The organism is Parafrankia sp. Ea1.12, from assembly GCF_900465275.1.
Taxonomy (GTDB): domain Bacteria; phylum Actinomycetota; class Actinomycetes; order Frankiales; family Frankiaceae; genus Parafrankia; species Parafrankia soli.
The window spans coordinates 1-13854 of sequence record NZ_UBIZ01000203.1 but is presented as its reverse complement, the minus strand read 5'-3'; the positions used below and the strand labels follow the sequence as shown (position 1 = coordinate 13854).

The following is a 13854-nucleotide window of genomic DNA, read 5'->3' as shown; positions in this document are numbered from 1 at the left end:
GGCTGGGGATGGGGCGGCTGGGGCTGGTGAGACCAGCCTGACCGCGCATTCCCAGGACCGGTAGTCCAGCGGCGGGCCAGCCCGCCGTCGTCGCCGCCCGCCGGTGTGGCGAAGTGGCGAAGTGAGGTCGTGCAGGTCGGCGAGCAAGGGCCGCGCTGCGCGGCCTCGCCCCATTTACGGGCACCGGTCCCGATCGGTGCCGACGAGGATTTCGTGACCAGGGGGGTCTCGTGAGGATCGTCTGTGTGGGCGGGGGCCCGGCCGGGCTCTACTTCGCCATCTCCGCCAAGCGCCGGGACGCCGGTCACGAGATCACCATCATCGACCGCGACCCGCCCGGCGCCACCTACGGCTGGGGTGTCGTCTACTGGGACAACCTGCTCGACGTCCTGTTCCGCAATGATCCCGACAGCGCCCGGGAGATCCGCGGCGCGTCCACGCTCTGGCAGGAGCAGGACATCAGCCTGGGCGGCGAACGGGCGGCGCACTTCGCCGGCTACGGCTTCAGCGTGCAGCGTGCGGCCCTGCTCGACATCCTCACCCGGCGCGCCGAGGAGCTCGGCGTGCGGGTCGAGCACGACCGCGAGGTCGCCGACCTCACCGACCTGGCGGACCTGGGGTGCCTCGGCGGCCTCGGCGCGCACGCCGACGCCGACCTTGTGATCGCCGCCGACGGCGCGAACAGTCAGGTGCGCAGCATGTTCGCGGACCGGTTCGGCACCCGGGTCGACACCGGTGGCAACCGCTACATCTGGCTGGGCACGCCCCGGCGCTTCGAGCGCTTCACGTTCGCGTTCGAGCCGACCCCGGCCGGCTGGGTCTGGTTCCACGCCTACCCGTCCGGGGCGGAGGTGAGCACCTGCATCGTCGAGTGCGCGCCGCGGACCTGGGACGCGCTCGGCCTCGGCACGGACGACGGCGAGGGACTACGCCTGCTCGGGAAGATCTTCGCCGGCCCGCTGGCCGGCGAGGGCCTGATCGACCAGCTGCGCCGGCCCGCCCGCTGGCAGCGGTTCGGCCAGGTCAGCAACCGCAGCTGGTACTGGGACAACATGGTGCTGCTGGGCGACGCCGCCCACACCACCCACTTCACGCTCGGCTCCGGCACGGCCCTGGCCATGATGGACGGCGTCATGCTCGCCCAGATGCTCTACGAGCACGGCGAGGTCCCGGTGGCGCTGGCCGAGTTCGACCGGGCCGGCCGGGCCGCGCTGGCCCCGCTGCAGGCCCGGGCCCGGACGAGCATGGCCTGGTTCGAGCGGATCGACGGCCAGCTCGACCGGGCCAGGCCGGCCACCGGCGGCGACCCCGACCCGGTGGCCTTCGCCTACGCGATGGCCACCCGGCAGGGCGACCAGCCGCCGTGGCGGTACCAGGCACACCGGGCGATGCAGGTCGGGGCCGTGCGGCGGCTGCGCCGTGAGGTCGACTCGTCGGTGCGCTGGTACCTGGCCCGTCGGCGCGGCGAACCGGCCCGGCCCGGCGGCCGGCCGGCGCCGGCCGGCACCCCCACACCCGCCGGGCCGGCCGGCCGGGCCCTGGCCGGCGCGGGTTCCGGGTCCGCCGCGCACCGCTCCCACGGTTAGCCCGCCGGCGTCAGGTGCGCCGCCAGATCACCGGGACCTGCTTGGTGAAGGACCCCGCGTGGCCGACCACCAGGCCCGACCGGTTGATCCCGGACGCCTGGCCGGGCTGCAGGGGCGCAGGGCCGCTGAGGTCGTGGGGTACGCCCCCGGACCACAGCCAGGGCCGGTCCACGCCGTCCGGCGTCACGGCCGAGCCGATGACGGTGCCGTCGTCGGCGAGTTTGACGGGGGAGAAGGTGTTGCCGCCGAGCCCGGTCACCGCCTGCTGCTGGCCAGCGGTCCAGATGTATGCGGTCGAGGCGGTGTGCGCCGGGAAGATTCCGACGGTGCTCGTGGGCTCCCCCTCGAACGGGTACGAGATCTGCTCGTGGCTCTCGACCAGCACCTGGCCGCGCTCGTTGATCGCGACAGCCGAGCTCTCGGTGAGCCCGGCGGCCGTGCCCAGGTCGCGCATCCGCCCGTTTTCCCAGAGGAACGCGTGGCTGTGCCTGTCCGCGGTCTCGCTGACCCCGACGACCTGGCCGCGGTTGTTGATGTCGAGCGGGGTACTGGAGGGCCCGCCGAGGGTTCCGAGGTCACGCAGCCCGCCCGGCCCGGACAGGAAGGCATGCTCGGAGCCGTCCGCGGTTGCGCTGCTCCCCGCGACCTGACCATGGTCGTTGATCAGGTCGGCGCTGCTCCACGAGCCGCCGAGCGTGCCCAGGTCGACCGCGGTCCCGTTCCGCCAGACCGTCGCGCGGATCTGGGGCTGGTAGTCCGGGAAGACGTCGTCGGCCTCCTCGGATCCCGCCTCGCCGGCTGGCGCCTGCTTGGTGGCGCCCTCGGTCGGGTCGTAGTCCGCCAGCGGAGTGTTCGTGCCGCTCAGGCCCACCACGGTGCCGTCGGCGCTGATCGAGCCGGCATAGCTGTAGCGGTCCGGCCCGGGATCGGTCGGTTCCAGCGTCGTCAGCGTCCCGTTCTCCCAGACGAACCCCCGGCTCTGCCCGGTGTCCGAGTACAGCGAGCCGACGACCTGGCCGCTGTCGTTCACCTGCCACGGCATCGCGCCCGGGATCGTGGTGGGGACGCCGTCGCGCCACACGACCCCCTTCTGGTTGAACGCGTTGTCCCAGGCCTGCCCGATGACCACGCCGTCGTCGTTCACGTCGAGGGCGTATCCGGTGGCGGTCCCCGCCGGCAGGTCCAGGGCGATCAGTTCCAGCCCGCCACCGTGGTAGGTGGGCCCGGGGATGGCCGCCGCGGCCGGCGGGGCCAGTGCCACCGCGGCGCCGATCGCGCCGGCGGCGGTGAGCGCGGCGAGCGCCTCGGCTCGCCCCCGCGCTCTCGTGGTGGTCGTCATGGGCGCCTCCCGAGAATCGCAATGGTTACTCTCCGTAGTCGATCTCGGATGCTAGGTCGCCCCCGGTCCGGCGACCGGCAGGCCCCGCTGTCGGATGACCGACCGCGTCCCGCGCCGCGCGGCGCACTGCCATGCTGGGACGGGCATGGCACGCGACGGGAGCGGGGCATGAGCGAGGAATCCGCGCCACGGGCCGGGGGCCGGGTGCTGTTCGTCGACGACGAGCCGCAGCTGCTGCGCGCGATGCGGATCACCCTGCGCGCCCGCGGCTACGAGGTCCGCACCGCGGTCGACGGCGGGCACGCGCTGACGGAGGCCGCCGCCCACCCGCCCGACATCGTGCTGCTCGACCTGGGCCTGCCGGACATGGACGGCATCGAGGTCATCCACGGCCTGCGCGGGTGGACCGGCGTCCCGATCATTGTCCTGTCCGGGCGGACGGCCGGGCAGGAGAAGATCGCTTCACTGGACGCCGGGGCCGACGACTACATCACCAAGCCGTTCTCCGTCGAGGAGCTGCTGGCCCGGATGCGCGCCGTCGCCCGCCGGGCCCCGGCCGCCGAGACCGGGCCCACCGCGGACGTCGGCGACTACCGCGTGGACTTCGCGGCGAAGGCGGTGACAGCCCAGGCCGAGGGCGGGTCGGCCGTCCACCTGACCCCCACGGAGTGGCGGCTGCTGGAGGCGCTCGTCCGCAACCCGGGCAAGCTCGTCAGCAGCCGCGCGCTGGTCAGCCAGGTCTGGGGGCCGGCCTACGCCGCCGACACGTCGTCGCTGCGCCTCTACATCAACCGGCTGCGCCGCAAGCTCGAGCCGGACCCCACCCGCCCGCGCCACCTGACCACCGAGCCGGGGATGGGCTACCGCTACCAGCCCTGACCTCGCGTTCCGTCACCGGGGCGAGGCCGTGGCCGGCACCGGCTCGCGACCGGATCCGTGACCGGTGTGGCCGTTCCCGGTGCGTCCGGAGCCGGCCAGGATTTCTGACTTTAGTGTCAATTTTCTGGTAGACAGATTCCACGGACAGGCCCGCGGCGGACGTACGACGAGGTGACGACGATGCGCTTCATCTTTCACTACCCGGAGACCTCGGGCACCGATGGTGACATGCTCGATCCCGGTCCGTTACACGAAGTGGCGGCGGCCGCCGAGCGCGCCGGCTTCGACGGCTTCTCGCTGACCGAGCACCCGGTCCCCGGAGCCCGCTGGCTCGACAACGGCGGGCACCAGAGCCTCGACCCGTTCGTCGCGCTGGGCTACGTCGCGGCCGCGACCACCCGGCTGCGGCTGCTCACCTACCTGTCGGTCGCGCCGTACCGCAACCCGTTCCTGCTGGCCAAGGCCGCGGCGACCGTCGACAAGCTCTCCGGCGGCCGCTTCACCCTCGGGATCGGCACCGGCTACCAGAAGTCCGAGTTCTACGCGCTCGGTGTCGACATCGACGAGCGCAACACGCTGTTCGACGAGATCCTCGACGCGCTGCCGCTGCACTGGAGCGGTGAGCCGTTCAGCTACAAGGGCCTGCACTTCGACGCCCGCAACGTGATCGCCCGCCCGCGGCCCGTCCAGGACCCGATCCCGATCTGGATCGGCGGCAACTCGAAGCTGAGCCGGCGCAGGGTGGCGGCCCGCGCGCAGGGCTGGATGCCGATGTCCGGCGGCCCGCAGCTGGTCAACACGGCCCGCACGGCCTCGATCGGCTCGATCGGCGAGCTCGCCGGCATGATCCGCGAGGTGCGGGACACCGCCGCCGCGAACGGCCGGACCGACCTGATCGACGTGATGTACTCCTACTCGACCGCCATCTCGGCGGAGAACGTCAGCGAGGATCGTCACGGCGAAGCCCTGGCCGAGATCGAGAAGGCGGGCGTGACCTGGGCGGTGGTCTCGTCCCACACCCGGTCCGCCGCCGAGACCATCGAGTTCATCGAGGCCTTCGGCGCGGCCCACCTCTCGTGACGCGCGCCCGGATCTGAACGTCGGTCGCCGTGCCGAGTTCAGGTCGCGGGCGCGGTTGTGTCAGTCGGGTGGCGGGGCCGGTCGTGACGTCGTGCCGGTCGTGACGTGGAGTGGAGGCGCGGGTTCATGGGTTGGTTCGAGGACAGAGGCGGGCTGGCGGGCAGCGTCGCCGTGGTCACCGGGGGAGCGGGGGGCATCGGCGGGGCCGTGACCACCGACCTGGCGGCCAACGGCGTGCGCCTCGCGGTGGTCGACATCGACAAGGACGCGATCGACGCCCTGCAGGCCGCGCTGGATGAGCAGGGCGCCGAGGCGATCGTGCACCACGGCGACGCCCGCGACCCCGACGTGCTCGCGGCGCTGTTCGCCGCCGTCGACGAACGCTGGGGACGGGTCGACACCCTGGTCAACGTCGTCGGCGGCACCTTCCGCGCACCCTTCGTGGAGACCAGCCCGAACGGCTGGAACGCGCTGCTGCGCATGAACCTCATGCACGTGCTGCACGCCTGCTCGCTGGCCGCCCCCCGGATGCAGGCGGGTGGGCGCGGCGGCAGCATCATCAACCTGACCACCATCGAGGCGCACCGGGCCGCCCCCGGGTTCGCGGTCTACTCGGCGGCCAAGGCCGCGGTGGAGCAGTTCGGCCGGACCCTGGCCGTGGAGCTCGCCCCCGACCGGATCCGGGTCAACAACGTCGCCCCCGACTACACCCCGACTCCCAACATGACCAAGATGACAGGCGGCGACGGCGCGTACTCGACCGAGGTCGGGATCCGCGTCGGCATCCCGATGGGCCGGGCCGGCGAGGTCGCCGACGTGTCCGGCTGCGTGGTCTTCCTCGCCTCCGGTCTCTCGACCTATGTCACCGGCTCGACCCTGCACCCCGACGGCGGCACCTACGCCTCGTCGGGATGGCTGAACTGGCCGGGCACCGGTTTCTCGAACCACGCACCGTCGCACGTCCTGGCGAACCTGGGAGCGACCGGCGCCGACCCGTCGGCCGCAGGGGAAGCCGGCTAGGAGCTGCACCTCTCCTGAACTTCCGGAACCCCGCGACCGCGCGGACGGTCTGGGGGTCTGGGGGTCAGTCAGTGGCACCGGCGGGTGTTGAGCCGGGCGGCCTGGCGGGTCAGGTGGTCGCGTTCGGCGAGATTGGGTGCCTTCTGGGCCGCTTCGGCGTACAGCCGTGCCGCGGTCGCCAGGTTGCCGTCGCGTTCGTGGAGGTAGGCCGCCACCGCCGCGTGGCGGGGTAGTGAGTCGTCCAGCGCCGCGAGCGCCGCCAGGCCGGCGCGTGGTCCGTCGGCCTGGCCGACGGCCACCGCGCGGTTGAGTCGGACGACCGGGCTGTCGGTCAGGCGCGTGAGCTCGTCGTACCACTCGACGATCTGCACCCAGTCCGTCTCCTCGGCGGTGGGTGCGTCGGCGTGGAGTGCCGCGATGGCGGCCTGGGCCTGGAACTCGCCCAGCTGGTCGCGGGCGAGGGCCGCCTGCAGGATCGCGACGCCTTCGGCGATCGACGTGGTGTCCCACCGGCGGCGGTCCTGCTCGGCGAGGGGGATGAGGCTGCCGTCGGGCGCGGTCCGGGCGGCGCGCCGGGCGTGGTGGAGCAGCATGAGGGCGAGCAGCCCCGCCACCTCGGGGTGGTCGATCGCGGCCGCGAGCTGCCGGGTGAGCCGGATGGCCTCGGCGGCGAGGTCGACGTCGCCGGAGTAGCCCTCGTTGAAGACCAGGTAGAGGACGCGCAGCACGGTGGCGACGTCGCCGGGCTGGTCGAACCGCACGCCGGTGACGGTGCGCTTGGCCCGGCTGATGCGCTGCGCCATGGTCGCCTCGGGCACCAGGTAGGCCTGGGCGATCTGGCGGGTGGTCAGCCCTCCGACGGCGCGCAGCGTGAGCGCGACCGCGGACGACGGCGTCAGCGACGGGTGGGCGCACAGGAAGTAGAGCTGGAGCGTGTCGTCGACCGCGGGCGCGGGCCCGGGAGCCGGCTCCTCGTCGACGAGGTCCTCACGCCGGCGGCGGGCGGTGTCCGCCCGGGCCGCGTCGAGGAACCGGCGCCAGGCCACGGTGACCAGCCAGCCCTTCGGGTCCCGCGGCGGGTCGGCCGGCCAGACGCGGACCGCCTCGACCAGCGCGTCCTGCACGGCGTCCTCGGCCGCCGCGAAGTCGGCTCCGCGGCGGACGAGGATCCCGAGCACGCTCGGTGTGAGGCTCCGGAGCAGGACCTCGTCCACCCCGGAGGTCACTCCGTGACGGTTCACCTCGGAGGTCACTCCGTGATGGTGGGCGGCGCGGTCAGGAACGGGCGCACCTCGAGCCACTCGTGGATCGGCTTCCCGCCCGCCCCGGGAGCGGCCGACAGCTCCCCGGCCAGCTCGACGGCCCGCTCCTGGCTGTCGACGTCGATCACCATCCAGCCGGCGATGAGGTCCTTGGTCTCGGCGAACGGGCCGTCGGTGACCGGCGGGCGGCCCTCGCCGTCGTACCGGACCCACATCCCCTCGGGGGCGAGCGCCTGACCGTCGACGAACTCGCCGGTCCCCTCGAGCCGGGCCGCGAAGTCGTTCATGTACTGGATGTGGGCCGAGATCTCCTCCGGCGTCCACTGGTCCATGGGTACGTCGTTGACCGCGGCCGGGGCGCCGCGGTAGTGCTTGAGCAGCAGGTACTTGGCCATCGTGCTTCTCCTCGGTGCTGGTGCGACCCATCCTCGTCGCGTTCACCGCGGGGACGGAGCCAGCCACGGGTTCTCGACATCGCCGCCCGATTTTTTTCGGGTCCCGTAGATGTACCCGAGCGAGCCGCCTCGCGGTGTCCGGGGCCACGGCGTGGCGCAAGGGCGAGACGGGATCCCGACGTCGGCGGCGGCCAGCCACGCCAGGGGGGAACGCGCGAGCCCGGCGCGGTGGCGCTGCCATCCTGACCGGGGCCGGGATGGCGGTGGGTCCGGGTCCCACTGAACGTAGCCGCACGGCTGCGTCCAGTGGGCTGCCGCCGGCCAACACGGTCGCCATGTCGCCGACGTCGCGACGACGACGTCCGCATGACCGGGCAGGCCGTCGGTCTGTCTACCGGCGCGTCATACGACGGCGCGGACCGCTCGGTGGGCGGATCATCTGACCTCGCCGACTCTTTTCGGACGTCCGCTATTCAGCGAAAGACAATCGTGTTGTTGTCATTTCGGATCACACGATCCTCGCTGTGCCACTGTACTGCGCGGGATAGAACCGCCCTTTCCACGTCGGCCCCATGGCGCTGGAGATCGGCAATGGTATCGGCATGCGTCACCCGAACAACGTCCTGCTCGATGATCGGGCCCTCGTCTAGATCGGCGGTCACGTAGTGGGCCGTCGCGCCGATAAGTTTCACCCCACGCTCCTTTGCCTTGATGTATGGCCCGGCTCCGACGAAGGCCGGCAGGAAAGAATGGTGAATATTGATAATCGGCACGGCAACCTCTGTGATGAAGTCTGCCGACAGAATCTGCATATACCGTGCGAGGACGATGAAATCCACGTTACCTCGGAGCAAGCGCAGATGCACGGCTTCCGCGGCGGATTTTTCTGGGCCCGCGGAAGGCACATGAAAGAACGGAATCCCGAAACTGCGAACCTCGCTGGCCGAGTCCGGATGGTTCGAAATCACCATTGAGACAACGATCGGGAGTTGGCCTCGCCGCTGGCGCCACAGAAGGTCGAGCAGACAGTGGTCGGGCTTCGAGGCGAAGATCGCAACACGCTTCGGCACGGACATGTCACGGACCGAGAACTCCAGCCCGAGTTCCTTGGCCAGCTTCGTCGCAAGGTGTTTCTCAATGTCAGGCAGCACCGCCTTTAGATTGTCGAGACTGAAGACCGTCCGCTGGAAAAATGCGCCACCCTGCGGATTGTCGGAGTACTGGTCAAGCGAAACGATGTTCGCGCCGTGGGCACTCAGCACCGATCCGACTGCCGCGACGATACCGGTTCGGTCCTTTCCGTGAATGATAAGCGAGGCGTGATCCCGAGTAAGTGGAAGCGAAGTTCTCCCCGGCGCCGTCACCGGAATCGGCGTCATATCGGTCCTTCCTGAAAAATTCCGTAATCTACTTAGGCGTAGCTCTGGGCCCGCCAAACAAGCAAAAGTAGAAGTTCGCGCCCGTCGTGGCGCCGTGCGTCGTGGCCACGCGCCGGCGCACGGATAGCTGATCAGGCCCCACTGTGCCCTGATCTTTCAGGGAAGCCCGCATTTCCCGCAATTCCCCGCGCCCGCGTCGACACCGAAGCGCGCAGCGTAACCCAGAGACCTCATGATACCGGCGGGTTCAGCCACTCCGATCTGGATCGGCAGATCGACACCCCGATCCCGTGCTGCTTCACCCGAGGTCAGGGAGCATGCCGGTTCGCGTCGGAATCCTGTTTTGATGAGGTGGATTCAAGTGGTCAAAGCGACGCATGCTTTGCCAGCAGCTCATCGAGCCTTGTCCGGTGACGTTTCGTCACGTTGCGTGCAACGGTGCCGTGATGGTGTGTTGGGTGTCAGACGGTCCTGTGGTACTCGGTATGGAGATGGACGGGTGGACCGTTCACCCGGTTCGCCGCGCCCGCCGGGAACACGCCAGCGTCCGCTCCAAACGCCGACAACGCGCTGGGAGAATTCCCGACCACAAGTCGCCCGACCAATCCGAGAAGGATTGTGGTCAGAGTGCTACCCGAGGGTGATGGGGAGCTTCTCGTAGCCGCGGACGGTGCTGGTGTGCAGGCGGACCGCGCGGTCGTGGTCGACGTCCCATTCGGGGAAGCGGCGCAGGGTCTCCTGCAGCGCGACCCGCCCCTCGAGCCGGGCGAGGGAGGCACCGAGGCAGAAGTGCACGCCGTGGCCGAAGGAGACATGGCTGTCGAACCGGCGGTGGATGTCGAACCGGTCGGCGTCGGGGTACTTCCGTTCGTCCCGGCCGGCCGAGCCGGTGAGCAACAGGACCTTCGACTTGGCGGGGAGGACCGTGCCGTGCAGCTCCACCTCCCTGGTCAGCACCCGGCCCTGCACCGGGGAGGGTGCCTCGTAGCGCAGCAGCTCCTCGATCGTGTTGCCGATCAGTGACGGGTCGGCGGCGATCTCGGCGCGCTGGTCGGGGTGCGCGGCCAGGACGAAACCCGCCCAGCCGAGCAGCCGGGCGACCGTCTCGGTGCCGGCGCTGACGAGCAGGTTCGTGAAGTCGGCGGCCTCCTGCGTGGTGAGGCGCCGGGAGCCGGTTTCGCTCTTGACCTCCGCCTCGACCAGAGCGGTCATCATGTCGTCGCGGGGCTGGCGGCGGCGGAGCTCGATCTGCTCGCTCCAGTAGGTGTGCAGCCTGATCTGGGCGCCGAACGAGATGTCGTTGATCATCCCGGCGCCTTCCTCGAGGTGGAAGGTCTGGTCGATGAGCTGGCGGACGTCCTCGCGGTCAGCCGGGTCGACCCCGATCAGCTCGGAGATGACCTTGGAGGGGAGCTGGGCCGCGAAGTCCTGCACGTAGTCGAACCCGCTCCCGCCCACCTGCGGGTCGAGCATCTCGGCGCACAGGGCCCGGATGGAGTCCTCGAGCGCCGAGATCCGCCGGGGGGTGAACGCCCGGGAGACCAGGGTGCGCAGCTCGGTGTGCGTCGGCGGGTCGATGAAGATGATGAGCCCGGTCTGCATCGGCTCCGGCGACATGATCTCCAGGACGGTGCCGTGCGCCGAGCTGTAGGTCGCCGGATCCCGGTGGGCGGCCTCGACGTCGGCGTGCCGCGACAGCGCGAAGAAGTCGAGCCTGTCGTTGCGGTACACCGGCGCCTCGTCGCGTATCCGGCGCCACACGTCGTACGGCGCAAGGTGGATCACCTTGTCGAACGGATCCCAGCTTAGTTCCGTCATGACCGTGACTATGTCATAACTGGTACGGCTTTGATCCGTCCGCAACGTGCCTCTTGGTGCCGCTCTGTCCCGGTGCTGCGCCGCTACGTCTCCGCGCTGCGCCGATGGGCTCCTGCGCTGCGCTGATGGGTTCCGGCGCGGCTCACACGCCGTCGCGCTGGAGGAGTAGTACGCCGGACGGCGTGCCGCCGCCGGAGGTGACCACGGCCGTCCGCGCGTCGGCGACCTGGCGCTCGCCGGCCTCGTGGCGAAGCTGGGTGATCGCCTCGTAGAAGAACCCGTACCCGTGGGTGCGGCCCTCGGAGAGTTGGCCGCCGTGCGGGTTGACGGGTAGCTCGCCGTCGATCGCGATCCGCCGGCCCTGGTCCAGCCAGTCCTTGGCCTCGCCGATGCCGCAGAATCCCAGCGCCTCGATCCAGGAGATCGCGTTGAAGGTGAAGCCGTCGTAGACCAGGGCCAGGTCGACATCCGAGGGGCGCATGTCCGTTCTGGTCCACAGATGCGAGGACTGGCCCAGCACCTGCGGCTCGTGCGTGATGATGCCCTGGTCCCAGGAGACCCGCTCGAGGATCTGCGTCCCGACCGCCTCGACGCGGATGGCCGGCTTCGGCAGGTCGCCGGCCACCGAGGCGTCGGAGACGATGACCGCGATCGACGCGTCGCACGGGACGTCGCAGTCGTAGAGCCCGAACGGCGTCGTGATGGGCCGCGCCGACATGTAGTCGTCGAGGGTCAGCGGCTCCCGGTAGATGGCCGCCGGGTTGCGCGCCGCGCCGGCCCGGCCGTTGAGGGCGATCGCGGCGAGCATCTCCCGGTCGGCGCCGTAACGGTGGAAGTACTGGTTGGCGTTCATGGCGATCCAGTTCGCCGCCGACAGCGCCCCGAACGGCGCGCGCCACAGCGAGGAAGGGTTGGAGACCCGCGCGGGTGCCTGGCCCAGGCCGAGCGCCCGGTAGGTGGACTCCCACACCGTCCGGAAGCACAGGACATGCCGGCACAGGCCCGAGGCGACGGCCATCATCGCGGTGATGACCGAGCCACCTGGGCCGGGCAGGTCACCGCCGCCGTTCGTCCAGGTCGGGTGGATGCGCAGCGCCTCCTCGACGGCGCTCACTCCGCCCTCGCTCATTCCCGCCGCGCCGGCCCCCGGGTAGGTGGAGAGCCCGTCGATGTCCTCCAGCCGCAGGCCGGCGTCCTCGACCGCCTTGAGGCAGGCGTCGACGGTCAGTGACAGCGGGTCGACCATGAGCCGGCGCCCCATCGCCGAGCGCCCGATGCCGGAGAGGACCACGCGGTGCTCGAAGCGGTCCGAGCTCAGCGGCGCGCGGGGGGTGGGCAGGTTCGGCTCACCGACGCGGTCGGTCGGGTCGGTCGTGCCGGTCGGCTCGAACAGGGCGAGCCAGACGTCCTCGTGCTGCTCGAACCGGACGTCGACCTCCTGGCCGATGTGCACGTCCTTCGGCTCACAGCCGATGATGTTCGTGGTCAGCCGGACGCCGGCGTCCTCCGCCAGGGCCACGTTGGCGATCACGTACGGCGGCTTCATCGCCGGTGACCACTGCTGCGCGTTCACCGTGAACCCGACGACCGTGGCCCGGCCGGACACCGCCGTCGGCGCCCAGTTGCGGCTGCGGCACTTCGGGCAGATCGGCACCGGCGGGTGAACGAGCTGGCCGCAGTCGGAACAGCCCTGCACCCGCAGGGTGCCGTCGGCGCCGGAGGTCCAGAACCACTCGGTGGCGGGGGTGAGCTCGGGGAGTGGGCGCATCGCTGCTGGTCGTCCTCTCTGTGCCACGGCCGTCAGCGGGCCGGGGCCGTCTGTGTGCCGCGGCCGGCCGCGGCCGGGAATGTCCTGGTCACGGCGTAGACAGCGAGCCGGCCGCCGTCTCCGGAGTCCCGGACCTCGACCTTGCCGAGGCCACCGGATCCCACGGTCGCCGTCGCAACGGCGGGGCCGGTTCGCACCGGCCGCAGGTAGCGCAACGCCAGGACCGAAAGGCTGGTGGGGCCCGCGGCGAGGGACAACGCGGCCTCCTCGGCCGCCAGGGCGATCAGCCCGCCGTTGAGGCTGCGGGACGCGTTCAGCCCGTCGTGCCCGTGCGCCAGCACGGCGACGCCCGGCTCGCGGATCTCGCACCGCGCGCGCTCGGCGAAGGGGACCCGCAGCCGCCCGCGCTGCACGGGCAGCTCCCGGCGCCGCAGCATCTCCGGGTCCATCAGCATCGCCGGGTCGGGGGCCGCCATGAACGAGGCTACGCCGGCGGCGATGCCGCGGCCGTCGGCGCCGGTCAGCTCGATCTCGATGACCGCGACCGACTGGCCTTTCTTCACCAGGCGCCCGGCGGCGTCGACCCGCTCGAGCTCCCGCAGCGGTTCGTGGACGTGGATGTCGAGGTCGAGGGTGACCGGGACGCGCGGCTGGAGGAAGTCCAGCACCATGTATCCCGCGACGATGTCCGCCCAGGTGGCGAGGATCGACGTGCGGATGCTGGTCGTACCGGGCACGAACATCTCGGGAACGACGGCCGCGGACCCGTGGAGCTCGTCGCCCACGCGGGTCGTCTGGAATCCGAGCTCGTTGATGATGTGCGCGTCCGGCAGCCGCTCGTCACTGTTCGTGGTTGTCATTCCACCCTGTTCCGGGAAGGAGCCCCCGTGTTACCGCCGTCCCGCCGGGGGCGGTTAGCGACCGTGCCGGGTGCCGGCACCCGGCACCCGGCACGGTCATGCGTCGGGCCTAGCGGCCGGAGAGGAACCGGACGATCGGTGTGGCCGCGGGGAAGACCTCGGTGAGGCCGGCGGAGAAGTACCCCGAGTCGGTGACGATGGTGATGCCGTTGATGGCGGAGGCGGCGTCGCTGCAGAGGAACAGCAGCGGGTAGGCCTGTTCCAGCGAGGTCGCGGCCTCGATGCCCAGCTCGGCCCGGTAGTCGGCGCCGAAGCCGAGCCAGGTCTCCTTGTTCGTCTGGGCCAGCGGGGTGTCGGTGGGGCCGGGGCAGATCGCGTTGATGCGGATGCCCTGCTTGAGCAGGGGCATCGCCTGGGTGGCGACGTAGGCGCAGACGGCCTGCTTGCTCCACATGTAGTCGGCCTTGC

General features: G+C 71.0%; 12 protein-coding genes. 4 read left to right on the top strand and 8 right to left on the bottom strand.

Annotated elements, in window-relative coordinates; translation table 11 throughout:
• The first annotated feature begins 230 nt into the window (after positions 1 to 230).
• Positions 231 to 1586, top strand: a complete 1356-nt coding sequence (locus FMEAI12_RS07140) for an FAD-binding monooxygenase (protein WP_112105410.1) — start codon at positions 231 to 233, stop codon at positions 1584 to 1586.
• Positions 1587 to 1596: 10 nt separating this feature from the next.
• Here FMEAI12_RS07140 and FMEAI12_RS07135 read toward each other — a convergent pair whose 3' ends face one another.
• Positions 1597 to 2925 (bottom strand): hypothetical protein, encoded by a 1329-nt coding sequence (locus tag FMEAI12_RS07135; RefSeq protein ID WP_112105409.1) that lies wholly within the window; start codon positions 2923 to 2925, stop codon positions 1597 to 1599.
• 168 nt (positions 2926 to 3093) lie between these two features.
• On the opposite strand from FMEAI12_RS07135, the gene FMEAI12_RS07130 reads away from it, so the two are divergent.
• The 3 genes from FMEAI12_RS07130 to FMEAI12_RS07120 all read left to right on the top strand — a co-directional run bounded on the left by FMEAI12_RS07130 (position 3094) and on the right by FMEAI12_RS07120 (position 5904).
• Positions 3094 to 3804: a response regulator gene (locus tag FMEAI12_RS07130; protein WP_071066788.1), complete on the top strand. Its 711-nt coding sequence runs from the start codon at positions 3094 to 3096 to the stop codon at positions 3802 to 3804.
• 180 nt (positions 3805 to 3984) lie between these two features.
• Entirely contained in the window at positions 3985 to 4884 is a 900-nt protein-coding gene (locus FMEAI12_RS07125) for an LLM class F420-dependent oxidoreductase (protein WP_112105412.1), read from the top strand.
• A gap of 126 nt (positions 4885 to 5010) precedes the next feature.
• Positions 5011 to 5904, top strand: a complete 894-nt coding sequence (locus FMEAI12_RS07120) for an SDR family NAD(P)-dependent oxidoreductase (protein WP_020461843.1) — start codon at positions 5011 to 5013, stop codon at positions 5902 to 5904.
• 68 nt (positions 5905 to 5972) lie between these two features.
• Here FMEAI12_RS07120 and FMEAI12_RS07115 read toward each other — a convergent pair whose 3' ends face one another.
• From FMEAI12_RS07115 to FMEAI12_RS07085, 7 genes are all read right to left on the bottom strand, one after another.
• Entirely contained in the window at positions 5973 to 7118 is a 1146-nt protein-coding gene (locus FMEAI12_RS07115; protein ID WP_112105411.1) for an RNA polymerase sigma factor, read from the bottom strand.
• Positions 7119 to 7153: 35 nt separating this feature from the next.
• Positions 7154 to 7561, bottom strand: a complete 408-nt coding sequence (locus FMEAI12_RS07110) for a YciI family protein (RefSeq protein WP_071060134.1) — start codon at positions 7559 to 7561, stop codon at positions 7154 to 7156.
• A 473-nt stretch (positions 7562 to 8034) separates the two neighbouring features.
• A complete protein-coding gene (gene purU / locus FMEAI12_RS07105; protein WP_112105408.1) occupies positions 8035 to 8940 on the bottom strand; it encodes a formyltetrahydrofolate deformylase in 906 nt (301 codons plus the stop codon).
• A gap of 630 nt (positions 8941 to 9570) precedes the next feature.
• Positions 9571 to 10758 (bottom strand): cytochrome P450, encoded by a 1188-nt coding sequence (locus FMEAI12_RS07100; RefSeq protein ID WP_112105407.1) that lies wholly within the window; start codon positions 10756 to 10758, stop codon positions 9571 to 9573.
• Between the two features lie 142 nt (positions 10759 to 10900).
• A complete protein-coding gene (locus FMEAI12_RS07095; RefSeq protein ID WP_112105406.1) occupies positions 10901 to 12526 on the bottom strand; it encodes an OB-fold domain-containing protein in 1626 nt (541 codons plus the stop codon).
• Between the two features lie 32 nt (positions 12527 to 12558).
• Positions 12559 to 13386: a PaaI family thioesterase gene (locus tag FMEAI12_RS07090; protein ID WP_071060130.1), complete on the bottom strand. Its 828-nt coding sequence runs from the start codon at positions 13384 to 13386 to the stop codon at positions 12559 to 12561.
• A 109-nt stretch (positions 13387 to 13495) separates the two neighbouring features.
• Positions 13496 to 13854 (bottom strand): SDR family oxidoreductase (locus FMEAI12_RS07085; protein ID WP_146776647.1); only part of this gene is annotated, 359 nt, incomplete at its 5' end.